Annotated in this window: 24 protein-coding genes; 14 read left to right on the top strand and 10 right to left on the bottom strand. The window is 47.6% G+C overall.

Annotated elements, in window-relative coordinates:
- Positions 1-121: 121 nt before the first annotated feature.
- A complete protein-coding gene (locus tag KJS94_RS01740) occupies positions 122-1,036 on the bottom strand; it encodes a helix-turn-helix domain-containing protein (RefSeq protein ID WP_214447035.1) in 915 nt (304 codons plus the stop codon).
- Between the two features lie 125 nt (positions 1,037-1,161).
- Here KJS94_RS01740 and KJS94_RS01735 point away from each other — a divergent pair, with 125 nt between their 5' ends.
- The 6 genes from KJS94_RS01735 to KJS94_RS01710 all read left to right on the top strand — a co-directional run bounded on the left by KJS94_RS01735 (position 1,162) and on the right by KJS94_RS01710 (position 4,910).
- Positions 1,162-1,665 carry a DoxX family protein gene (locus KJS94_RS01735; RefSeq protein ID WP_214447034.1) on the top strand — a complete coding sequence of 168 codons (504 nt, stop codon included), beginning with the start codon at positions 1,162-1,164 and terminating at the stop codon, positions 1,663-1,665.
- 24 nt (positions 1,666-1,689) lie between these two features.
- On the top strand, positions 1,690-2,517 hold the full coding sequence (locus tag KJS94_RS01730; protein WP_214447033.1) for a hypothetical protein: 828 nt from the start codon (positions 1,690-1,692) through the stop codon (positions 2,515-2,517).
- Between the two features lie 86 nt (positions 2,518-2,603).
- Positions 2,604-2,819, top strand: coding sequence for a tautomerase family protein (locus tag KJS94_RS01725; protein WP_214447032.1), 216 nt, complete (start codon positions 2,604-2,606; stop codon positions 2,817-2,819).
- A complete protein-coding gene (locus tag KJS94_RS01720) occupies positions 2,816-3,562 on the top strand; it encodes an SDR family NAD(P)-dependent oxidoreductase (protein ID WP_214447031.1) in 747 nt (248 codons plus the stop codon). The genes KJS94_RS01725 and KJS94_RS01720 overlap by 4 nt, the downstream gene beginning before the upstream one ends.
- Before the next feature lie 37 nt (positions 3,563-3,599).
- Positions 3,600-3,971 (top strand): nuclear transport factor 2 family protein, encoded by a 372-nt coding sequence (locus KJS94_RS01715; protein WP_214447030.1) that lies wholly within the window; start codon positions 3,600-3,602, stop codon positions 3,969-3,971.
- Positions 3,972-4,292: 321 nt separating this feature from the next.
- The gene (locus tag KJS94_RS01710) at positions 4,293-4,910 is read left to right on the top strand and encodes a hypothetical protein (protein ID WP_214447029.1); all 618 of its coding nucleotides are present in this window, start codon (positions 4,293-4,295) and stop codon (positions 4,908-4,910) included.
- 390 nt (positions 4,911-5,300) lie between these two features.
- On the opposite strand, the gene KJS94_RS01705 is transcribed toward KJS94_RS01710, so the two are convergent.
- The 6 genes from KJS94_RS01705 to KJS94_RS01680 form a co-directional block, all read right to left on the bottom strand.
- Positions 5,301-6,371, bottom strand: a complete 1,071-nt coding sequence (locus tag KJS94_RS01705) for a Gfo/Idh/MocA family protein (protein ID WP_214447028.1) — start codon at positions 6,369-6,371, stop codon at positions 5,301-5,303.
- 10 nt (positions 6,372-6,381) lie between these two features.
- A complete protein-coding gene (locus KJS94_RS01700) occupies positions 6,382-8,070 on the bottom strand; it encodes a GMC oxidoreductase (protein ID WP_214447027.1) in 1,689 nt (562 codons plus the stop codon).
- A 73-nt stretch (positions 8,071-8,143) separates the two neighbouring features.
- The gene (locus KJS94_RS01695) at positions 8,144-9,214 is read right to left on the bottom strand and encodes a dipeptidase (RefSeq protein WP_214447026.1); all 1,071 of its coding nucleotides are present in this window, start codon (positions 9,212-9,214) and stop codon (positions 8,144-8,146) included.
- A gap of 8 nt (positions 9,215-9,222) precedes the next feature.
- Positions 9,223-10,344 carry a D-TA family PLP-dependent enzyme gene (locus KJS94_RS01690; protein WP_214447025.1) on the bottom strand — a complete coding sequence of 374 codons (1,122 nt, stop codon included), beginning with the start codon at positions 10,342-10,344 and terminating at the stop codon, positions 9,223-9,225.
- Positions 10,345-10,354: 10 nt separating this feature from the next.
- On the bottom strand, positions 10,355-10,819 hold the full coding sequence (locus KJS94_RS01685; RefSeq protein WP_214447024.1) for a RidA family protein: 465 nt from the start codon (positions 10,817-10,819) through the stop codon (positions 10,355-10,357).
- Between the two features lie 17 nt (positions 10,820-10,836).
- Entirely contained in the window at positions 10,837-12,108 is a 1,272-nt protein-coding gene (locus KJS94_RS01680; RefSeq protein WP_214447023.1) for a gluconate:H+ symporter, read from the bottom strand.
- Between the two features lie 164 nt (positions 12,109-12,272).
- Here KJS94_RS01680 and KJS94_RS01675 point away from each other — a divergent pair, with 164 nt between their 5' ends.
- A complete protein-coding gene (locus tag KJS94_RS01675) occupies positions 12,273-13,547 on the top strand; it encodes a DUF2130 domain-containing protein (RefSeq protein ID WP_214447022.1) in 1,275 nt (424 codons plus the stop codon).
- A gap of 29 nt (positions 13,548-13,576) precedes the next feature.
- Here the strand turns inward: KJS94_RS01675 and KJS94_RS01670 are convergent, their stop codons facing one another.
- On the bottom strand, positions 13,577-14,215 hold the full coding sequence (locus KJS94_RS01670; RefSeq protein WP_214447021.1) for a 4'-phosphopantetheinyl transferase family protein: 639 nt from the start codon (positions 14,213-14,215) through the stop codon (positions 13,577-13,579).
- Between the two features lie 72 nt (positions 14,216-14,287).
- Here KJS94_RS01670 and dcd point away from each other — a divergent pair, with 72 nt between their 5' ends.
- On the top strand, positions 14,288-14,824 hold the full coding sequence (dcd, locus tag KJS94_RS01665) for a dCTP deaminase (RefSeq protein WP_214447020.1): 537 nt from the start codon (positions 14,288-14,290) through the stop codon (positions 14,822-14,824).
- Between the two features lie 173 nt (positions 14,825-14,997).
- On the opposite strand, the gene KJS94_RS01660 is transcribed toward dcd, so the two are convergent.
- Positions 14,998-15,462, bottom strand: a complete 465-nt coding sequence (locus KJS94_RS01660) for a TspO/MBR family protein (RefSeq protein ID WP_239804250.1) — start codon at positions 15,460-15,462, stop codon at positions 14,998-15,000.
- A 198-nt stretch (positions 15,463-15,660) separates the two neighbouring features.
- Positions 15,661-16,740: a DUF3810 domain-containing protein gene (locus KJS94_RS01655; protein ID WP_214447019.1), complete on the bottom strand. Its 1,080-nt coding sequence runs from the start codon at positions 16,738-16,740 to the stop codon at positions 15,661-15,663.
- A gap of 112 nt (positions 16,741-16,852) precedes the next feature.
- Here KJS94_RS01655 and KJS94_RS01650 point away from each other — a divergent pair, with 112 nt between their 5' ends.
- From KJS94_RS01650 to KJS94_RS01625, 6 genes are all read left to right on the top strand, one after another.
- Positions 16,853-18,481: an acyl-CoA carboxylase subunit beta gene (locus tag KJS94_RS01650; RefSeq protein ID WP_214447018.1), complete on the top strand. Its 1,629-nt coding sequence runs from the start codon at positions 16,853-16,855 to the stop codon at positions 18,479-18,481.
- Positions 18,482-18,521: 40 nt separating this feature from the next.
- Positions 18,522-19,307, top strand: a complete 786-nt coding sequence (locus tag KJS94_RS01645; RefSeq protein WP_214447017.1) for a PhzF family phenazine biosynthesis protein — start codon at positions 18,522-18,524, stop codon at positions 19,305-19,307.
- A complete protein-coding gene (gene rnhA / locus KJS94_RS01640; RefSeq protein WP_214447016.1) occupies positions 19,304-19,774 on the top strand; it encodes a ribonuclease HI in 471 nt (156 codons plus the stop codon). Before KJS94_RS01645 ends, rnhA begins: the two co-directional genes overlap by 4 nt.
- Positions 19,775-19,812: 38 nt before the next feature.
- A complete protein-coding gene (locus KJS94_RS01635; RefSeq protein ID WP_239804249.1) occupies positions 19,813-20,913 on the top strand; it encodes a glycoside hydrolase family 130 protein in 1,101 nt (366 codons plus the stop codon).
- Positions 20,914-20,947: 34 nt separating this feature from the next.
- Complete coding sequence (locus KJS94_RS01630; protein WP_214447015.1) at positions 20,948-22,147, top strand: MFS transporter; 1,200 nt, start codon at positions 20,948-20,950, stop codon at positions 22,145-22,147.
- 61 nt (positions 22,148-22,208) lie between these two features.
- The gene (locus tag KJS94_RS01625) at positions 22,209-22,601 is read left to right on the top strand and encodes a VOC family protein (protein WP_214447014.1); all 393 of its coding nucleotides are present in this window, start codon (positions 22,209-22,211) and stop codon (positions 22,599-22,601) included.
- Positions 22,602-22,609: the final 8 nt, after the last annotated feature.

Below are 22,609 nucleotides of genomic sequence, written 5' to 3'. Positions count from 1 at the left end.
CAGATATTTATTAATATTTTTTATCTGCATTTTTATGAACCGCTCAAAATCATATATAACCAGATAAGTAGCTACTATTAATTCATGGAGATACAAACAAAAAAATCAGTGTGGAGTAAATTCATGATACAGAAGTATTTCTAAGTCCAACAGTAGGCTGACTCAGCTTAAATTCCTGAGGCGAAACGCCCGTTTGCTTTTTAAAAAATCGTGTAAAGTAGGCAGGATCTTCAAAACCAAGACCATATCCAATTTCTTTAATACTTTTTAGGTTATAGTATAGTTCCCTTTTTGCTTCCAGAATAAGCCTGTCAGCAATTATTTCACCAGCCGTCTTATTCATAAACTTTTTAGACAAAGAATTAAGTGTTCGTGCTTGTGTCTTTAATTTGGCTGCGTATTCCTGAACCTGGTGCTGTGTTCTGAAATTACTTTCCACTTCCATTTTATACTTATGAAAAAGAGAAAAATGCAAATCAACTCCTGCCTGTTCACTCTTACCGGTTATTTTTTTTAACCTGCTGATGTGTGTAATTAGTATCTTGAGATATGCCTGTAATATCTTTTCATTGTCTTGTTCCTCAGCATTAAATTCAGCCTCCATTTTTTTCAACAAATCCTCTAATAAAGAATGTGTGGACGCATTTAATTTGATTAAAGGTTCAGATTGAATATTATCAAATAATCCGGTCTTTACAAGGTATTCTTCTGAGTCCTGACTATTAGAAAACAGGGATGATAAAAACTTGATGACATAGCCCTCCCCCTTCTCGACCGGTTTGATTTCATGCATTTGTCCCGGTGAAAGCATAAAAAGAACAGAACCTGAATAGGAATAGTTAATCGTATCAATAATATGATTGCCGCTTCCGCTTTTAAGCCATGCGATTTCATAGTATTGCTGACGGTGCCCTTCTTCAAATTCTGAAGCCATACAGGCCGTATCCGAAAACGCCCCAACTTTTATACTCCTTACCATTTTGGTATTACAATGATCACCAATTGCAAAAACGGGGGCTATTTTTCGCTTATTCATTTTGCACTTATTCTTTAGGAGCATAAAGTTAGTATATGAATAAGATATATTCCCTTGCATAAAACGACAGTTTACCTGCACATTTCGACATGATAACCATTCAAGGGTTCCCAAAATGAATAAAAATGCAAGTCATCCGTCCTTTTATCTATTTACAGGGGTCATCTCTACCCTCACTTTTGCAAAAAAATATTATGAAAAAAATGATTTTTGATTTAAACGAGCAACAATTAAATCTTGGATTACTCATCGTAAGAGTATTGATTGGATTCATGTTTGTATTACACGGTATCCCTAAACTCATGGGTGGTACTGAAACCTGGAGTTATGTAGGAAGCTCTATGGGTTTTCTGGGCATAAAAAGCGGATATGCATTCTGGGGATTTCTGGCTGCAGTAGCTGAATTTGCAGGTGGGCTATTACTCATAATTGGGCTATTTGTGAGACCAGCATCATTATTCCTGCTTCTAACAATGATTGTAGCCACTATTTTCCATTATGCACAAAATGAGGGATTTAATGGAGCTTCTCATGCGTTAGAAGATGCAGCTGTATTTATTGGTCTGATTATTACAGGCGGAGGTAAGTATGCTTTTGACACAATAATAGCAAGAAAAAGTTTGCAGTAATTCTAAAGTAACAGGTTGTACCTGATGCGTATTTTCATCACTTTACTTTTACTGTTTCCGGTATTGGTGAGTGCACAAAAGGGGCCTTTTGCACTCACCAATAATAGCCGGGTTGAAAGAATATTTGCAGGATTCTTATCTGAAACGTTCACTACGGTTAACAAACCAGCTTTCATTCAAAACAGCTCAGCATTACGAGTTGCATTCATGCTATCTGACTCATTCAATAAAAAAAGCAGCTTTCGGGTATTCGGAGCATTAACAATATCGAAGCAATCATATACTAACAGTTCTGTTGAATTCATATGGAAGCCTGACCGTAAGACAAAAATAGTGATGGGCTATACAGCTACTTTGACTACTGAATTAAGACCCAATCCTACTACCGCCGAAAGTCTCATTGAATCTAAAGCGCAGGCAACTATAACAGGTGCAAGGCCCACTATCAAGTTACAGTATAAATATTCTGATGGATTATCGTTAGGAGTTGGATTATCGTATCATGATTCAACGGGTGCCCTTCATGTCGGAATTAATATGAAAAACATCCGGCTGGCCGGGTTCGTTTCAAAGTATGAATACTTTTTAGGGAGTGACGGACAATTTCGCTTTTTGAACTACACAATAACTTACAGAAAAACAGCTGCTGTATCAGTTGCCGTATTTTCAAAATTTAAAAAGAGTATTTCACCGTTTATTGAATTACAATTCCCTAATAGTCATCATACGGCGAAGGTGTTTGGCATCAGAAAATATTTTGCAGAAAAATCCAATCTGACAAAAGGCTTCATGGCATCAGGTTTTAATCTGGCAACAAAAACATTTTTCATACAATTCTATCTACACATCTGACATTGTTAAATAGTGCAAGAGATTTGCCGGTTTATCCATTTATAATAGATCATGAGTTCATGAATTTTGCAAATAAATAATATCAAATGCCATTTGTAACAATTGATGTAACACGGGAGGGTGTTACAAAAGAACAAAAACAAGAGCTGATAAACGGAGTGACACTACTCTTAAAAAATGTACTTAACAAAGACGTACATCTCACCCACGTTGTAATCAACGAGATTGATACAGATAACTGGGGCGTGGGAGGTGTACAAGTAACAGAAATCAGAAAACAATTAAAACAAAATCAAAAATGAGTAACAAAACAGTGATTGTAACCGGTGCATCAACCGGTATTGGTAAGGCCATCAGCAAATTTTTCATAGAAAAAGGCTGGAATGTGGTAATGAATTCAGCCACCAAAGAGAACCTGGAAAAAACCTACCAGGAATTTAACGCTCCGCAAAATGTAAAACTCGTTGTGGGAGATGTAAGTAATAAATCTGTTGGTGAACAACTGGTAGCTACAGCCATTCAAAACTTTGGAGGCGTAGATGTGCTGATTAACAATGCCGGTGTATTTGCACCGAAGGGCTTTCTTGAAGTTGAAGAATCTGACCTGGACAGATACTTTACTATTAATCTGAAAGGAACATTTTTTACTACGCAGGCGGTTGTTAAAGAAATGCTTGTTTCTGGTGGCGGCTCAGTACTTAATATCGGAACGGTATTAGTTAATCATGCTATTGGTGGTTTCCCTGCAACGGCACCTGTTGTAAGTAAGGGGGGCATACATGCACTTACCATTCAATTAGCTGCGGAATTCGGTAAACAAAACATCCGGGTAAACACCGTTGCGCCAGGCATCATCCGCAGCCCATTACAAGGGAAAATTGGTGTAACTGACGCTGATACTTTAGCTGGACTTCACTTAGTAAACCGAATAGGAGAACCGGAGGATATTGCTGAAGTTATTTATACGGTTGCTACCAGCAATTTTATTTCCGGAGAAATTATTAATGTTGATGGTGGTCATGTTGCCGGGCATCATTTGAATTAATCATTCTCTCAATTTAATAATTACTAAAAGGATTTACATGTTTGAAAAAGAAGCAGCAGATATTCAGGAAACTATTGCTGAATATTTTAAAGGGATATTTTTTGGTGATATTCCCAAATTGAAATCGACATTCCACCCACAATGCCTGTTGTTTGGCGATATTAATGGACAACCCTATTTTAATACTATAAATGAATACTTGGAAGGTGTTCAATATAGAAAAAGTCCGCATGAATTGGGAGAGACATTCAAAATGAAAATTTTGAGTATTGAATTGATTAACAGCATTGCCTATGCTAAACTTCATGTACCAATGCTTGGTTATAACTACCATGATTTTATTTCAATGAATAAAATTGATGGCCGATGGATGATTGTAAACAAATTATTTACAAATATTTCAGAATGACCATCTGCCACAAATGACGTTTGGCGGAATTAAAACTTCCGCCAAATTTATTTTTGAAAACTCTTGTAACTATATCACTGTAAATCCTTTCTTACAAATACACCATAATTACTGTACCTACCCCTTTTTTCCTGCAGTTCTTAGATTTAATCCGTTTCCCTAGAATTACGAGAAATCTTCCCTTTATATTCAGTGGGTGGCACATTGCCATCAACTGCATTTTAATAATTAATACTACAAATAATTTGACTACCCACTTTAACTATAACAAAGTTATTTCGAACATACTTTGCTTAATAAATATTTTTAAATGATAAATCTATGAACACATATTTAAAGCTCACCGCTGGTCTTTTCTTATTTGTTGCATGCAGCCCTATGCAGAAAGCCAATAAAATGGCAAACAAAAATAAAATCAACGCTATCTATCCTACTGCCACTTTTGATAGCATAGCTGCCAAAAAAGCATTAGCGTATGGCAATATAACTATTGAAGGAATTGCCTATACTAAACCAAGAAATCAGATTGGAACTAAAGTTCCTCTATCCAAGCGAATTTTTGCTGCTAATACTACCGTTGTACTTTTTCCCGTTACCTCTTACTTAGAAGAATGGTTTCATTTACGAAATGAGAAAGAAAGCAAACGTACACATGTATACATGAGTAATGATGCATTTAAATACAGAATTGTGGAAAAGACAGACGAATACGGTAGATTTAAATTTGAGAAAATGAAGCCGGGCCGGTACTTCATTCAATGTATTATGGGTTATTCAGAAACTAAAAGCAGACAGGTGTACCAGGGTACAGCCTATGGCACTTACAGCACCGCTGATTACTACTCGAAACAATATTATAATGTGGCAAAGTATGAACGCCTGGAAGAGTTTATTACTGTAAAAGAAGGAGATACCAAGCTTGAAATAAAGCTAAAGTAATAATTACTAAGGCCAACAAAAGACATCAAATTCATTACTTTTTGAATTATTTATCAAATCCCGCTTAAAGTTAGATTTCGATACTGCGGATCAAAGGTCATTTATCATCTTGATATCTTTTACCAAAGAATTCGTACTTAGGATAGTTCCGATCACAAAGCCCCAAACTAATGAAATGGTTTGGAGCTTTTTCTTTGCGTACCCAAGCGAGCTTGCTCAAGGTTGGGTGCACAAAGAAAAAGTCAAGCCTTCGACGCAGGAGAAGGCTTGGGGCTTTGGCAGCAATAAATACCGGCTTTTCTCTTTGCGTCCTTAGCGGTTCTTGGCGGGCTTTGCGTTACTTTTTTATAACGCAAAGGACGCAATGGAGACGCAAAGGACGCAAAGCGATTACAACCTCACCACTTCACCCGTCCTCACCGACTCATCGCACGCAAAGGCAATACGCAAACTATTCACCGCATCATCCATATGGTCGCTAAGGTCTAGTCCTTCACGGATGGACCGCAGGAAATACAATTGCTCCCGGTTACACAATTCCTGGTGGTCCGGTTCATCGGTCAGGTCAACCCACTCATCCTGCTTTTCAAATTCATCCGCCTTATCCAGGTCGGCATGGTGGATCCGGATGGATTCCGTTTGCGTATGTACGGCAACAGAATCAGAGAAGCCATTGGAAGCCGCTTGTTTAGCAACAATGGACACGCAACCTTTCGGCCCGATCACATCCTTTACAAAGAAAGCTGTTTCACTCATCATGGGTCCCCACCCGGCTTCATACCAGCCAACAGACCCATCTTCAAACCTGATCTGTAACTGGCCATAGTTATAATTACCGGCTGGTATTTCTTCCGTGAGCCGCGCACCAATGGCACTTACCTGCACCGGCCTCGAGCGGGTCATCTGGCACATCACATCAATATAGTGCACACCACAATCCACGATCGGACTAAGGCTCTGCATCAGGTTCTTATGGACCGTCCACATGCGGCCATGGCTTTGCTGGTTAAGGTTCATCCGCATCACCAGCGGCTTACCCATTTGTTGGGCAGCCTGGATAAAATATTGCCAGGAAGGATGATGGCGAAGGATATACCCCACCACCAGTTTCTTGCCGGCTTTCTTCGCCGCAGCCACTACCCTTTCCGCACCCTCAACTGTATCGGCAAGGGGCTTTTCAATGAATACATGGCAACCCTTCCCGAGGGCCATGATGGCATAGGATTCATGGGTCTCGGGATAGGTGGATATGCAAACCGCATCCGGAGCCGTTGCTTCCAGCGCTTGTGCATAATCGTTATACAATGCGTAGCCGCCGCCCAGTTGTTCATTCAATACCTTCTTGCTATCGCCCCTGGCCACGATCCCGCAGATCTCAAACCCATCGATGGTATGATAGGCCATTGCATGGGATGCCCCCATATTGCCACAGCCCACTACCAATACCCTGATATTGCTCATACTTTTTCTTTTAGAGGTTACCTTTCTTAAGTTCTTCCACAGCGTAATTGGCTGCCCTTGCCGTCAGGGCCATGAATGTCAGGGAAGGGTTCTGCGTGCCGGTAGAGGTCATACAGGCTCCATCCGTAACAAATACATTCTGGCAGGCATGCAGCTGGTTCCATTTATTCAAAAGGGATGTCTTGGGGTCATGGCCCATCCTTACACCACCCATTTCATGGATATCCAATCCTGGCGCCTGTTTACTGGAAGCTGTACGGATATCCTTACACCCCGCACGGTCCAGCATTTCTGCACCCTGGGTATGGAAGTCTTTTAATATTGCTTCATCATTGGCATCATAACCTACCGACACTTTCAGCAAGGGCACTCCCCATTTATCCTTCTCCTCACCGCTCAATGCCACATGATTCTGTTCCTTCGGTATGGTCTCTCCCTGCATCATCATAAACACCCCCCAAGGCCCCGGCTCTGTGAGCGATTCCTTGAAACCTGCGCCTATTTGCTCCCCTTCCACTGCCCTGCCCCAGCCTGACCTTCCCGCAGAGTAGAAAACCATGTAACCGCGCTGGAAATCCATTTCCTGCTTGTACACATTCCTGAAATTCGGCATCATTACGGCACAAGGTCTCCTGCCTGAATAATACTCCTGCTCATACCCCTCCACGCTTGCAGTGATAGTACCCAGGTAATTATGGAATGCGATATACTTACCCAATAATCCATTGTCATTTCCAAGGCCATTGGGAAAGCGCGAAGAAGTTGAATTCAGCAGGATCAGGTTGGTATTAAGGGTGGCTGCATTCACAAAGATGATACGCGCATAATATTCGGTCATCTTGAGCGTATGCGCGTCTATCACCCGCACACCTGTTGCCTTTCCTTTCTTTTCATCATAGATGATGGAATGCACAACAGAATCCGGGCGAAGGGTCAGGTTACCTGTCCTTGCCGCCCATGGCAAGGTGGAAGAATTGGAACTGAAATAGCCCCCGAACGGACATCCGCGATGGCACAAATGCCTGGCCTGGCATTTACCCCTTCCCTGCTGGAGATGTATTTCCTGTGGCTGGGTAAGGTGTGCACAACGACCGATCACCACGTGACGATCCTTATAATTGTCCATGATCCTTTTCCGGATATCCTTTTCAACGCAGTTCATTTCCCAGGGCGGCAGGAATTCCCCGTCTGGCAAGGTTTCCAGCCCATCCTTATTACCGCTGATGCCGGCAAAACGCTCCACATGACTATACCAGGGGGCAATATCGCCGTACCGGATCGGCCAGTCGACAGCAAAGCCGTCCCTTGCCGGCCCTTCAAAATCAAAGCGGCTCCACCGCTGTGTTTGCCTGGCCCAGAGCAATGATTTTCCTCCCACCTGGTAGCCCCTGATCCAGTCAAATGGCTTTTCCTGGATATACGGATGCTCCTTATCCTTTACAAAAAAATGCTCAGTGGTCTCATCGAACGCATAACACCTCGATGCGATCGGGTTCTCCTTTTCCAGTTGAAGGGAAGCCCCGCCCCGATGGGGGAATTCCCAGGGATGCTTGGTTGCAGTCGGGTAATCCTTCAGGTGCTCCACATTCCTGCCCCTTTCCAAAACCAGGGTTTTCAAACCCTTCTCACATAATTCCTTGGCAGCCCAGCCACCACTGATTCCCGAACCGATCACTATTGCATCAAAAGTATTAGACATATAATCTGCTTTTCTCGACCCTATAAAGTTATTGCCTTGAACAAAATCCTCAACGGCATTCATGAACACTTTTTCACGACCAGGCCCGCATCAGGAACCTGATCCAGTTATCGCGCATCAGGTTGCTGATATCCTGTTCCGAATAGCCCCTTTTGGCAAGAAGGGAAGGCAACTTACCAATATCTGCTATGGTCTCCACATCATATGGACATTGCTCCCTGCCAAAAGCACCATCCAGGTCGGAACCAATGCCTACATGGTAGCTGTTTCCTGCCAATTGGCAGATATGGTCAATATGATCGATCAGCCTTTCCAGGTTGCATCCCATGCCCACCGGATCGGACTTCCCCCTCACCCATCCCGGCACAATCATCCAGGCATCCATCGCAGCCCCGATCACTGCCCCCCTTTCGATCAATACCCTGAGCTGGTCGTCACTGAATTGGCGGTTATGGTTCACCAAGGCCCGGCAGTTATTATGACTGGCCCATACGTGCCCCTTGAAACAATCGAGTGCTTCCCAAAAACTATCATCACACAAATGGGTGGCATCTAATATAATGTTCAGCCGCTCCATTTCCTTCAATAATTCCTTCCCTTTTGGCCTGAGTCCCCCTGTAGCATCTGTTCCCATGGCATACCTGCCCGGGCCATAATGCGCAGGTCCCAGTGCCCGTAAGCCATAAGCATAGGCTTTCTCCAGGTAACTGATATCAATGATGGAATCGGCTCCTTCCAGGCTAAGGATATAGCCAATGGGAAGTGATCTGGCTGAACTACCGTCCATCCATAACCGAAGATGTGATTCCAGCGATGAAAGGTCCTTCACCTGCACCATTTCACCCGCATCTTCCATAGCCTTATAATAGGCCAGCTGCCCCTGGGTCTGTGCCCAAGCCTGCGCTGGTGAATGCCAGCCGGGCAAAGGATTATCGGGTGCAACATAACGGGCGATCTGGGTGGCCACCACCAATCCGATACCACCCATCCGTAATTCGGGAAGCGAGACAGTTGCCTTGGCCCTGTCAGGTTTGTCATGCTGACCTTTCTCCCGCGCATTGATCTCCTTCACGGTAAGGGTCAGGTCGCGGTTCCATTCCAAAGCATTCATGCTAAGGTCAAGGTGGGCATCTATTGTAAACATGTAATGCTTTATACGGTTAGGAATCGGTCCCGGCCAACAGTCTTCCATTGCCCGGCTACCTCGTGGTCTATGATCGTATAGGCTGACTGGTACAAGGCGATGGTGGGGCAAACATGGTAAGGCACACCATACAACACATCTCCCACCTTATAGCCATGCCCTTGACCAGCATCCAATACCAGGTGTTCCTCACTTTGCCCGACTGGCACCAGTTCCGGCGCATTCAGGAAGCCTACCCGGTTGACCAGGTCGTTCTCCGCCGCGATGGATTTGTGGCCCAGGTCGGTAGTAATGCGACCAGCTCCAGGAAGGGATATTACCCTTGTCACCACTAATGCTGCAGGAAGGAAGGGCTGTTCCGGGAAGCGGTCACCATACCCCTTGTCCCAATAGATAAATGTACCCGGACTGCAAACCTCATCAAGTCTCCTAGCATGCACCGGGAAACTAGGCGACCCGCCGGCAATAACTATCGGCCTGGCATAACCGCTTTTCTCTACCGCATCCTGCATTTCCATCACCGGCGCAAAAGCGGCTTCCACTTTCGCCTGCCTCACAGACAGGTCCGTATCGCGGATATGGCCATCATAGGCATGGAATCCGAGGGCATTCAAGCCTTCGGCATGAAGCATTTGCTTGTACAATGCCAGGGCAGCGGCCCCGGGTTCAATACCCGTCCGGTTCATTCCTACATTCAGGTCCAGCCAAACACCCAACTCCCTACCCTCTGCATTGGCTAGTGCTGCCAATTGTTCAACCACCCCTTCATTATCCACCAGGCAGGAAAAACTTGTTGCAGGGTAGGCTTTCATCAACTCAAACAGGCGATGCTGCTTGGGTCCAACCGGCTGGTACGCCAGCAGCACATCAGGTGCATGGAGCCTGCCCAAAAGTTCTGCTTCAGCAATAGTGGAACACTTGAATTGCCGGATACCCGCGTCCAGCATTAGCTGTACAGCCTCGGCCGACTTATTGGTCTTGATATGCGGGCGCAACCTGGACGGATCACCTACCATTTGAATGGCGGCAGCTACATTATGTTTAACCCGTTCAGGATAGATCACCAGGGCCGGGGTATCCAGCTTATCTACGGAATGGACCAGCCACCATTGTTCATTGTTATTCGCCATAGTTGCCTTATTAGTGCAATTCAAATAATGCTTCTATCTCTACAGGAATATTATCTGGCAGGGAGCCCATACCTACAGCACTTCTCACCCCTATCCCATTCTCTTCCCCCCAAACCTGCGCGAACAATTCACTGCAGCCATTGATGATATAAGGATGCTTTTCAAAATCAGTGGTGCAATTCACCATACCCAATACCTTGATCACCCGCTTGATCTTGTCCAGGCTGCCGATATTGGCCTTCAGCGTGGCCAGGATGGTAAGACCTACCTGCCGCGCGGCAAGCTTCCCGTCTTCCATACTAACGGTATCGCCTACCCGACCAATGATCAGTTGCCCGTTCTCCTGCACCGGTCCATGGCCGGATACATACAGGTACTTACCATCGATGAGGTAGGGTTTATACACCCCGAGTGGCTTGGGCGCCGGCGGCAATACCAGGCCAGTCTGCGCGAAACGTTCATCTGCACTTTGCATAGGTTCTCACTAATTTATCAATGAAGTAATAGATTCAGCAATAATACACCAGCCAACCCAACGATCGATACCAGGGTCTCCATCATGGTCCAGGACCTTAAGGTATCCCTGATGCTCAGGTTGAAATACTCCTTATACATCCAGAAGCCGGAATCATTCACATGGGAGAAGGTAAGGCTGCCCGCCCCTATTGACAATACCATCAGGTTAGGGTCAACGCCGCTTTGTTGCAGGTAGGGAAGGATGATGCCTGCAGTGGTAAGTCCGGCTACCGTAGCCGATCCGATCAATACCCTGATAATGGCTGCGATCAGCCAGCCCAACACCAGGGGATGAAGGGGCAGGTCCTGCAGCTGTTGGGCCACCTGGTTACTCAGGCCGGATTCCATTAGTACCTGCTTGAGGGCACCCGACCCAGCCACGATCAACAATACCGGCGAGATATCCTTTGCCGCAGCCCCGCAAAACCCGGTGATCTCTGCTGGACTAAAACCCTGTCGCAGCCCAAGGAAAAGGAAGGCAGCCAACAAGGCAATCAGCAATACGATCGATGGGGCTCCAAGAAAAGCCAGTAATTTATTGAGTCCGGTCGCATTGGGCAATACAAAGGGCACAAGGGTGGTGACCATCAGCATGAGGATCGGCAGCATGGCTGTGAATAGCGAAACAAAAGTACCCGGTAGCTCTTCCGCGGGCCTTTGCCTGGCAACAAATGCCTGCAGGGGTTCGGCCTGGATATCTTTAAGGAAACGGGACAACAGTGGTCCCGCAATGATGATGGAGGGAATGGCTACGATCAATCCATATACGAGTGTCAGCCCCATGGATGCCCCGAACTGCACCACCAACGCGGAAGGGGAAGGATGGGGCGGAAGGAAACCGTGGGTAACCGAAAGCGCTGCCAGCATGGGCAATCCTACAAAAACCGGGGGAAGCTTATAGGTGTAACATACGGAGAACACAAGGGGAACCAACAACACAAAACCAACTCCATAAAACAAGGGGATGCCGATAATGAATCCTATGGCAGCCATGGCCCACTGGATATGCCTGGTGCCGGCCACCTGCATCATCACATCCGCAATCCGCTGCGCCGCCCCTGTTTCCGCCACGATCTTCCCGAACATGGCGCCCAGCACCAATAAGATCATCAGGGATGCCATAAGGTCGCCAATCCCCTTTTCAACGGACCCAACAATTGTCCTGGCTGGCAATCCTGCAATGGCACCAACCAATACGGCTACCACCAGGAAACCAATAAAAGGGTGAATGCTGAAACGCGATCTCATGAAGCAATCATTTTGGCTTTTGATATTAGTCCATTTTCCCCTGATGGCCAACTTATATCAAAAAAAGCACAAAGACGGTTAAACCTTTAACTGCCCCACTCAAGGTTGTCGCTTCATTATCCTGCTACGATCAAAAACAATATATTGCCAACAAAATCGGCATCATGCTCACGAATATAACCTGTCCGAATTGTGGTCACGAATTCCCACTGGAAGCTGCGCTGAACGACGAATTGAAAGAAGCGATCGAAAAGGAGAAGCAGGAACTGAGGGAAAAGATGATCGAATACCGGAACCAGAAGGAAGAAGAACTGCGCAAGAAAGACGAAGCCTTTGAACAATTCAAACGGCAGCAGGAGACTGCCTTCCGCCAGCAACTGGACCAGGAGCTGAAGAAGCAGAATGAACAACTGGAAGCCAGCATCAGGAAGAGCCTGCATGCCGACTTCGAGAACCAGTTGAGGATGTTGCAGGAGGCGGATCGGGAGAAGGAAGAAAAGCTGAAGGCCGCCAGGCAGAAGGAACTGGAATTCCTAAAGAAGGAACAGGAACTGAAGACAAAGGAGGAAGAATTGGAGATTGTATTGCAGAAAAAACTGCAGCAGGAAAGAAGCAGGCTTTCCGATGAGATCAGGAAGCTGGAAGCCCAGAAGATCGAGACGATGGAGAATGAATACCAGTTGCGACTGAAAGAGATGGAAAAGCAATTGGAAGACCAGAAAAAGCTGGCGGAAGAAATGAAACGCAAGGCCGAACAGGGAAGCATGCAATTGCAGGGGGAAGTACAGGAGCTGGCATTGGAAGAAATGCTGAAGAACAGTTTCCCCTTCGACCTGGTATCGGAAGTGGGCAAGGGAGTACGTGGTGCGGACTGCATCCAGACCGTACGCAACCAGTTCGGGCAGGAATGCGGCAAGATCATCTATGAAAGCAAGCGCACCAAGGGGTTCACCAATGATTGGATTGAAAAACTGAAGGCCGATCTGCGAAGCCAGGGCGCGGATATCGCCATCCTGGTGACCCAGACCATGCCATCCGGTATGGACCAGTTCGGGGAGCGCAATGGGATCTGGATCTGCACCTTCGCAGAGGTAGGCGCACTGGCGCATGTATTACGCGACTCCATCATAAAGGTCTATAATGCCACCAAGAACCAGGAGAATAAGGGCGATAAAATGCACATGCTCTATGATTACCTGACCAGCAATGAATTTGGGGAGCAATGGAAGGCGATCCGCGAAGGGTTCCTTTCCATGAAACTCTCTATCCAGAAAGAGCGGGATGCCATGGAAAAACTCTGGAAGGCCAGGGAGAAGCAACTGGAAAAGGTACTCCTGAATGCAGCCCATATCAAGGGCAGCATAGAAGGCATTTCCGGCAATGATGCCATAGACCTCAACTTACTGGAAAATGATGACGACCTGCTGGAGGCACCCTGACCAGGGGAATTCCTGGCATTTTTACCCGGTCAGGAAACGGTATAGGCAAGTACCAGCGGCTCGAAGATCCTGGCGTGAATGTCCAGTTCCTTGATCATATCCTTTCCGAAGACAAATGGGAAATTCATCCATTCGTTGGAGGCATAATTGATGGGACCATTAAGGCGCATATGCTCGCGGAAGTCTACCTGGCCATTGCCATACCACTTGTAAACCGCCTCCTTGGCACTCCAAAGAACGGTAGTGAGTTCAAGTTGTAACCTGTCGAAGAGTTCCCATTGCTGGAGAAAGTCCTTCTCCCTCTCCGTCAGGAACTTGTGGGATATCTTTTCGATCCTGGGTGTGACAAGCTCAATATCAATACCTACCCGGTAGCGGCTGCTGGCGATGGCTGCAGCGTAATTACCACAATGGGAAATGGAAAAATGGTATTGTTCCTCAGGGAGGAAAGGCTTTCGGGTATCTGCCACCAGGATCTCTTCCAGCGGGAAATCATTGAAGAGCAGGGGAAGAAGGTAGCGCCCGGCCAGGTGTTGCAAGCGTTTGTAAGGATGGGTGACTTCCTTTTTCAAGGGCACTTTTTCCAGGAAGAAGGCCTCCTCTTCTTCAATCCGCCATATGGCCAGCCTGGTTTGCTCGTTGATATTATGTTGATAAAATAAAGCCAAGGTTGAAAATTTGAAGGTAACATTGCAGCACTTAAAGGCTACCGTTCACCAAATATAAAATAAGCGAAGCATATGATCCTGTCGGACAAACGTATCCTGGAAGAAATGGAGAAAGGCACCATCAAGATCGAGCCATACCAGCGGGAATCTTTGGGAAGCAATTCCTATGACGTGCACCTTGGCAAATGGCTGGCTACCTATAAAGAACATATCCTGGATGCCAAAAAGCATAACCAGATCGAATATTTTGAGATCCCCGATGAAGGCTTCGTTCTCTACCCACATATCTTTTACCTGGGTGTAACAGCCGAATACACCGAAACCCATGCGCATGTGCCCTTCCTGGAAGGAAAATCTTCGACCGGCAGGTTGGGTATTGATATCCATGCCACTGCCGGCAAGGGTGATGTTGGCTTTTGTGGAAACTGGACGCTGGAGATCTCTGTTAAACAGCCGGTGAAAGTTTACAAAGGCATGCCGATCGGGCAACTGATCTATTTCCCTGTTGATGGAGAAATTGAGGTAAAGTACAACCAGAAGTCCAATGCCAAGTACAGCGGCCAGCCCGACAAGCCCATCGAAAGCATGATGTGGAAGAACAAGTTCTGACCTAATTACGCAAAGGGCCGGATAGAACAGCAGAATGGATGCATAAGATAGAAACCTTTTTCTATCTTGATCATTCACACATCTGTTTTACCCGGCCCTTTTTTATTCCTTTCCCATTTATTCTTTCGCCCTTGATCGGCCTGCTGTTTGTTCCTATCCCGATCGGAAGCCCATTACCTGTTCAGCATCCAGATAGTACCGTTCAGAATGGCAGCAAAGGTGACCCAACTGATATAGGGCACCATCAGCCAGGCAGCCCGCTTATCCACTCTTGCGAAGGAGAATATGCAAAGCAATATCAGGAGCCAAAGGATAATGATCTCCATAAAAGCGAGGCCAACCTGGTGAAAATAAAAGAAGATGAAGGACCAGAGGAAATTCGCCATAAGCTGCACCCCGAACAACAGGAGCGCTTTCCGCTTCAGTTCCTGGCCTGCATTTGAGGACCAAACCAGCCAGCAGGCAATTCCCATCATGATATAAAGGCTGGTCCATACGGGACCAAAAAGCCAATTAGGGGGATTGAACCAGGGCTTCTCCAATGTGGTATACCAGGTCTTGACTGAAGTGCTGGTGAAATAACCGGCAGTCGCCCCTACAATCAATGGAACCAATACAGACAGGAGTAATTTCTTCACTATGGATGATTTTTAGTCGACCAGGATTCCAACCCCTCAGCGATGCTTTCTATGGGGGTGAATCACTTTTGGTCAACCTGGTAAACAAATGGTCAATTAAGCGCATGTGCTAAGCATCTGGTCCATAAGTCTATGCTAACCGCTTCCCCATGGCGCCTGATAATTCACACCGGCAGGTTGACAACAAAGGTCCGGTCATTAAATACTTTCCTTCCCATAACGCCGCATATAGGACACTACCATTGCCACCACCTGGTTGTAACTCAACAATCCGGAGGGCTGTTGGTTCACCCTGAGAAATTGCGCATACAAACTCCTGATGAGGGGTTCCAGTAAACCAATGTGTTCGTAATTGAATTTTCGCAGGTCCACCAGGTCCTTCCTCACGCCGGCGGATAAGCGCTTTTCAACATCCCTGTAGCGCGATGAATCACGCAGGTAGAGGTCGCGCATGGCATAGAGGTAAAGGTCAAAGTACGCGGAATATCGGAAAGCCGCACTTGCACTGTTCTTGGCACTAAGGAAACCGGCAAGGTTGGCTTCATTCTCTTTCGCATAGCCCAGCTGGTGACCTATCTCGTGGCAGGTAGTAAAAGGCTGAACAAATACCGGTACCGTGGTATTAACCTGCGCCTCACCGGTAAATGGATTATAGTAACCCGTAAATCCCATGTAATTACCGGCATAACTGAACAGCGATGGCTTCACCGAATAGCCGGTATACCGGAGGAAATCAGCCTCCTGGGGCGGAAGCCTGTAGGCATCCGCTGCCTTATGGAACAGGGTCTTCTTATGGTGCAGGGGGTCCCTTTCGGCCATAGATGCAGGATGCAATGCATTCATCCGGTCGATGATGGTATTGACCAGTGTATCCAGTTCCTGGGTTTCATAGCCTGACAATACCAGGCCGGCCTGACGGGCGATACCCTGGCGGTTGTAGTTCAGTCCCCAAAAAAGGTTGAAGACCACATAGATCCATAACCAGATGGTCATCACTTTCATGCCAGCCCGCAGCCAGAAGTACCGGTCGGCTTCCTTCTTCACCAGTTTACGGATCAGCCTGGCGATATAAAAGATCAACCAGGTGGCAGCCAGCACATAGAGAAGGTCCCCCACGCTGAAAGGAATCCAGCCAAAAAGGAACCTCAGTACCCTTGAAATATAAGGATACGCTCCCCTTGAATAATACAGCTCAACCGCGCGTGGGAACAGGGAAAAGACCTTGATAAGGAAGGCGAATCCCAATAACAGGTATAGTCCGGCATACTTTCGGTTCATCAGGCTAACTACGATTGGTCAGCATAAAAATAACATCATTCATACTATAACAACCCGGGACATTTTGTGTTACAAGTATTCACAGTAATTTGCAACTAACGAAAAGCTTGCTATGACGATAGAACAAAACCGCAATGAAGATGCCATGAAACTGGCATTAAGCGACCTCCGGACCAAATTCGACAAGATCGCATTGGGTGGTGGCCAGAAGGCCATCGAGAAGCAAAGGGAAAAGAACAAACTCACCCCGAGGGAAAGGATCGCTTACCTCGTAGACAGCATGGACAACTTCATTGAGATCGCCCCCTTTGCCGGTTATGGGATGTATGAGGACCAGGGGGGATGCCCTGCAGGCGGCACCGTTGGTGGCATAGGATATGTGAGTGGCCGGCAGTGTGTGATCGTTGCCAATGACCAGACAGTTAAGGCAGGAGCCTGGTTCCCCATCACAGGCAAGAAGAACCTGAGGTTGCAAGAGATCGCCATGGAAAACAGGATACCCATCATCTACCTGGTGGATAGCGCAGGGGTATTCCTGCCCATGCAGGATGAGATCTTCCCCGACAAGGAACATTTTGGCCGCATCTTCCGCAATAATGCACGCATGAGTGCCATGGGCATTACCCAATTGGCTGCAGTGATGGGTCCTTGTGTAGCGGGAGGCGCCTATCTCCCGATCATGAGCGATGAAACACTGATGGTGGAAGGCAACGGCTCCATTTTCCTCGCAGGCCCTTACCTGGTAAAAGCAGCCATTGGCGAGGACATTGACGCCGAAACCCTTGGTGGGGCAGTTACCCATACCGAAATAAGCGGCATTGCTGATTATAAATTCAAGACCGAGAAAGAATGCCTCGATAAAATAAAGCAGATCATGTCCAAACTAGGGCATGAATCACAGGCAGGATTCGACAGGATCAGTTCCAAGTCACCTGCAAGGCCCGCTACTGATCTCTACCAGATTTTCCCGGAAGGCAACAGTAAGCCATACGATGTGCGGGACCTCATCGACTGCATCGTGGATGCGGGCAGCCTGGACGAATTCAAGGCCGATTATGGCAAGACCATCTTTTGTGGATACGCACGCATAGATGGCTGGGCAGTGGGCATTGTGGCCAACCAACGCCTTATCGTAAAGAACAGGAAGGGTGAAATGCAAATGGGCGGCGTGATCTATAATGACAGTGCCGATAAGGCCGCGAGGTTTATCCTGAACTGCAACCAGAAGAAGATACCGCTGGTCTTCCTGCAGGATGTTACCGGATTTATGGTAGGCAGCAGGAGTGAGCATTCCGGCATCATCAAGGATGGCGCGAAACTGGTCAACGCGGTAGCTAACTCAGTTGTACCCAAGATCACCATCATCACCGGTAATTCCTATGGGGCAGGCAATTACGCCATGTGTGGCAAGGCATACGACCCCCGCTTCATTTATGCCTGGCCTTCGGCACGCATCGCGGTGATGGGCGGGGAACAGGCCGCCAAGACCCTTATGCAGATCCAGGTGGCGGCCATGAAAGCCAAAGGGAAGGAAGTGCAGCAGGATGAAGAACAAAAACTGTTCAATGAGATCAAGGGCAGGTACGATCAGCAGACCACACCCTATTATGCTGCTGCCAGGTTATGGGTAGACAATATCATAGATCCTGTGCAGACCCGGAAAGTGATCAGTGAAGGGATCCATGCAGCTAATAACAATCCCGAATTCCCGGCATTCAGGACCGGGGTATTCCAGGTATAACGGTAACCATCAAACGAAAAAAAACCAAACTCCCCTGGCAATGGAATTAAACATCTATGTAGCTGATGCTTTTGTTGATAAGCCCTTTAGTGGCAACCCGGCGGCAGTGATCCTGCTCAGGGAATGGCTGAGTGAGCCCCTGATGCAGCAGATCGCCATGGAAAACAACTTGAGTGAAACCGCCTACCTGGTGAAGGAAGGGGAACACTACCGCATCCGCTGGTTTACACCTGGTGTGGAAGTGAATCTTTGCGGCCATGCCACCCTTGCGGCCTCACATATCCTATTTGAGGAATTGGGCATTGAAGGCGACACCCTGCTATTCACCAGTAAGAGTGGCGAATTGAAGGTATCACGTTCAGCGGAAGGGCTTACACTCGATTTTCCATCCAATCCACCTGAAATGATCGGGGTGCCAGCCGGCCTCTTCGAAGGATTACGGATCAGCGAAGGGCTGGTATTTAAGACCAGTTTCGACTACATGGTACTGTTAGGAAGCCAAAAGGAAGTAGAGGCACTTGATCCCGATTTCACCTCCCTGGCCGGATTTGGGGGAAGGGGCATCATCTGCACGGCAAAGGGGGATGAAGCAGATTTTGTGAGCAGGTGTTTCTATCCCCAGAGTGGCATAAATGAAGATCCCGTAACGGGTTCAGCGCACACCATAATGGTTCCCTTCTGGGCCGCACAACTGAATAAAACTTCCCTTCAGGCCAAACAGCTATCACAACGTGGTGGTTCCTTATCTTGCGCCCTTAAAGGTGACAGGGTCCTGATGACAGGAAAGGCCCGCACCTACCTAAAGGGAACAATATTCATTGAATGACACATCACGAACTGATCATATACACAGATGGCGCCAGCAGGGGAAATCCCGGCCCGGGAGGTTATGGCGTAATCCTGAAATGGGGCACCCGGGAAAAGGAACTATCACAGGGCTACCGGCTCACCACCAATAACCGGATGGAATTATTGGCCGTAATAGCCGGTCTTGAAGCCCTTACCAAAAAAGGCGTACCAATAGTCATTTACAGCGATAGCCAATATGTGGTGAATGCCGTGCAGAAAGGATGGCTGAAAAAATGGATCAGTACCAATTTCGCAGGTGGCAAGAAAAACAAGGACCTCTGGCTAAGGTATGCCCGCCTTGCAGAAGATCATGCCGTAAGGTTTGTATGGGTCAAGGGTCATGCGGACAATGCCTACAATAACCGCTGCGACAAACTAGCCACGACTGCAGCAGATGGGAAAGACCTGCTGGTAGACGAGGGATATGAAAGTGAAAACAGCTAGGCAGTAATCCTGATAAACAAAAACTGCCCATCATAAACATGAAGATCCAAGCCGGTTTACCAATAGCAGCCATGATCATGGCCGGGCTTACTGCCCATGCACAAGTGCCAGTGAAAGCGCCAGTCAATGTATTCACCAAACACCAGGTCAATCCCATCATGCGGGCAGATGCAGGGCCGGTATTCTGGTGCCCGGTGAAAAAGGATAGTGTGCACTGGCAAAAAGCGGATGTCTTCAACCCGGCAGCGATCATCAAGGACAATAAAGTTTACCTGCTCTTTCGCGCGGAAGACAATCCGGCTGCCCACCTGGGCGGGAGGACATCGCGGATAGGCCTTGCCGTTAGCGAGGACGGCGTGCATTTCAAATCCTTTCCAGAGCCCGTATTGTTTCCTGATACATCAAATGGTTACAAATGGGATTACCCGGGCGGATGTGAAGACCCAAGGGTGGCCGCCACGGAAGACGGGCAGTATATCATGACCTATACCAGCTGGGACCAGCAGGTAGCCAGGCTTACCGTGGCCATTTCAGCGGACCTTAGGAACTGGGCCAAAACAGGACCGGCATTTGCGAAAGCATATGGCGGAAAATTCCTGCACCAATGGTCCAAATCTGGATCCCCGCTGACCATCATGAAAAACGGGCAGCAGGTATTGGCCAGGATCAATGGCAAGTACTGGATGTATTGGGGGGAACATTTTGTGAACCTTGCCTGGTCGGAGAACCTCGCCGACTGGTACCCTTTGCTGGATGAAAAGGGCGAACTGCTACGCATAGCCGAAACCCGTAAAGGCTACTTCGACAGCGAACTCACAGAATGTGGCCCGCCTGCCCTTATCACGGACAAAGGCATTTACCTGTATATCAACGGCAAGAATGCAGAGAACGACAATGCCAGCAAATCCCTTCCAAAAGGCATGTATGCAGTGGGATTAATGGTGTTTGATCCCGGTGACCCTAAAAAATTACTGTACAGGTCAGACCAGCCTTTGCTTCAGCCTTCCCTTCCCCATGAGATCACCGGGCAATACAAGGCAGGAACTACCTTTGCCGAAGGACTGGTCTATTTCAAGGGCAAATGGCACCTCTATTATGGCACGGCAGATTCTTTTGTAGGACTTGCCATATGTGAATAAAAACCTGGGGAACTGCCTGTAGATTTGCAGCCATATGTTACAGAACACCCTGGCCTATTTCAGCCACCGGCCCAGCAGGTCTGTGGGCTTCCTTTTCGCCGTCAGCAGCTTGTTGCTCGGCATCTGGGTAGCAGCTATCCCGCAGATCAAAGCCAGACTGGGACTGACCGATGCCACTTTGGGATTATCCCTGTTATTGGCACCGGCAGGGGCACTGACAGGGGTAGTGATCTCCCCCCGGGTATTCAAAAGGATGGAAGTAGGCCGTTGGTTGTTCATAGGCCATTTCATTTATTGCCTGGTATTCCTTGCCCAGGTGATGGCCATCAGTCCACTCATGTTTTGGGTGGCCCTCTATTTCACAGGATTACTCGGATTCCTGAATGGCGTTTCCACCAATGCGGTGGTCGACCTTCTGGAAAGCAGGTATAATCGCCGAATCATGAGTACCAGCCATGGCATGTACAGCCTTGGCGGTGGATTGAGTGCCGGGTTGGCTGCAGTCTTCTATTCCCTGCATATCCCCTACCCCTTCCAGATACTGATCGTTGCCTGCATCATCATGCTGGTCCTCCTGCTCATGCGCAATCACTTATTATCCTATCACGATATCATCACTTCCGATTCTTCTTTCCAGTTGCCGTCCGGTAGCCTCATAGGCCTTGCCTTCATCTGCTTCGTCACTTTTATGGGCGAGGGCTGTGTTGCAGACTGGAGTGCCATCTACCTGAAAGAATCACTGGGCAGCAGTAAGGCTGTGGCTGGTTTGGGGTTTGCAGGCTTCTCTGTGGCCATGGCATTAGGAAGGCTCAATGGAGACAACTGGATCCCCAGGGTTGGAAGCAAGCGCATGGCCATAACCGGTAGTTTGGTTGCCGCTGCAGGATTCCTGCTGGCCATAGGCATTCCTTCCATTTATGCTGCCATAGCCGGCTTTACCCTGATCGGATTAGGATTCAGTTGCATCGTGCCTATCCTTTTCAGTACCGCAGCCAGGGTTCCCGGCGTAAATGCCGTGACTGGTATCTCTGCTGTGGCAACAGGTGGACTCATCGGTTTCCTGGCAGGCCCTTCCATGATAGGCCTGGTAGCTGAGGAATATACTGTTGCTGCTGGCCTGTCCATTGTTTTCTTCCTCGCCATACTGGCTGCCTTTACTGCATTACGCAACAAGTTCCTCACCAATAAAGCGGAAGTAACTGCATCCGTTCAATACCCCGACCAGATCCTTTGAAGCAGGTAAATATTTACAAGAGTGGTTTCACCATCCCGAATATTAAGGGTAAATTTCAGCAATGAATCAAGATCCACAACCCTTCCAGGGTATTGATACCATCATCCTTAAAGTGAGCGACATCAACCGCTCACTCCAATGGTATCGTGACCAGTTGGGATTTGCCTGCACCTGGCACGATCCTGAGATGAAACTAGCCGTGATGGACCCGGGAGGTTCAACCAGCCTCACCATCTGGGAAACAGGTGAACCAACCCATGAAGGGGGCAACGGAAAGGCATTTCCCATCTTCAGGTGTGAAGATGCCGCGAAGGCCCGCGCCCTCCTGATCGATCGCGGCATATCGGCAGGCGAGCTGGAGGATGATGAAAATGTTTGCTGGTTCCAGTTCCGGGATCCCGATGGCAACGTATTGGAAGCCTGCCAGGTGAAGACTGACCTCAACCTTTCCTAACCACCAAT

Source organism: Flavihumibacter rivuli, from assembly GCF_018595685.2.
Taxonomy (GTDB): Bacteria; Bacteroidota; Bacteroidia; order Chitinophagales; family Chitinophagaceae; genus Flavihumibacter; species Flavihumibacter rivuli.
Note: the sequence above shows the minus strand (reverse complement) of the source record. Positions and strands in the feature narration are given on the sequence as shown.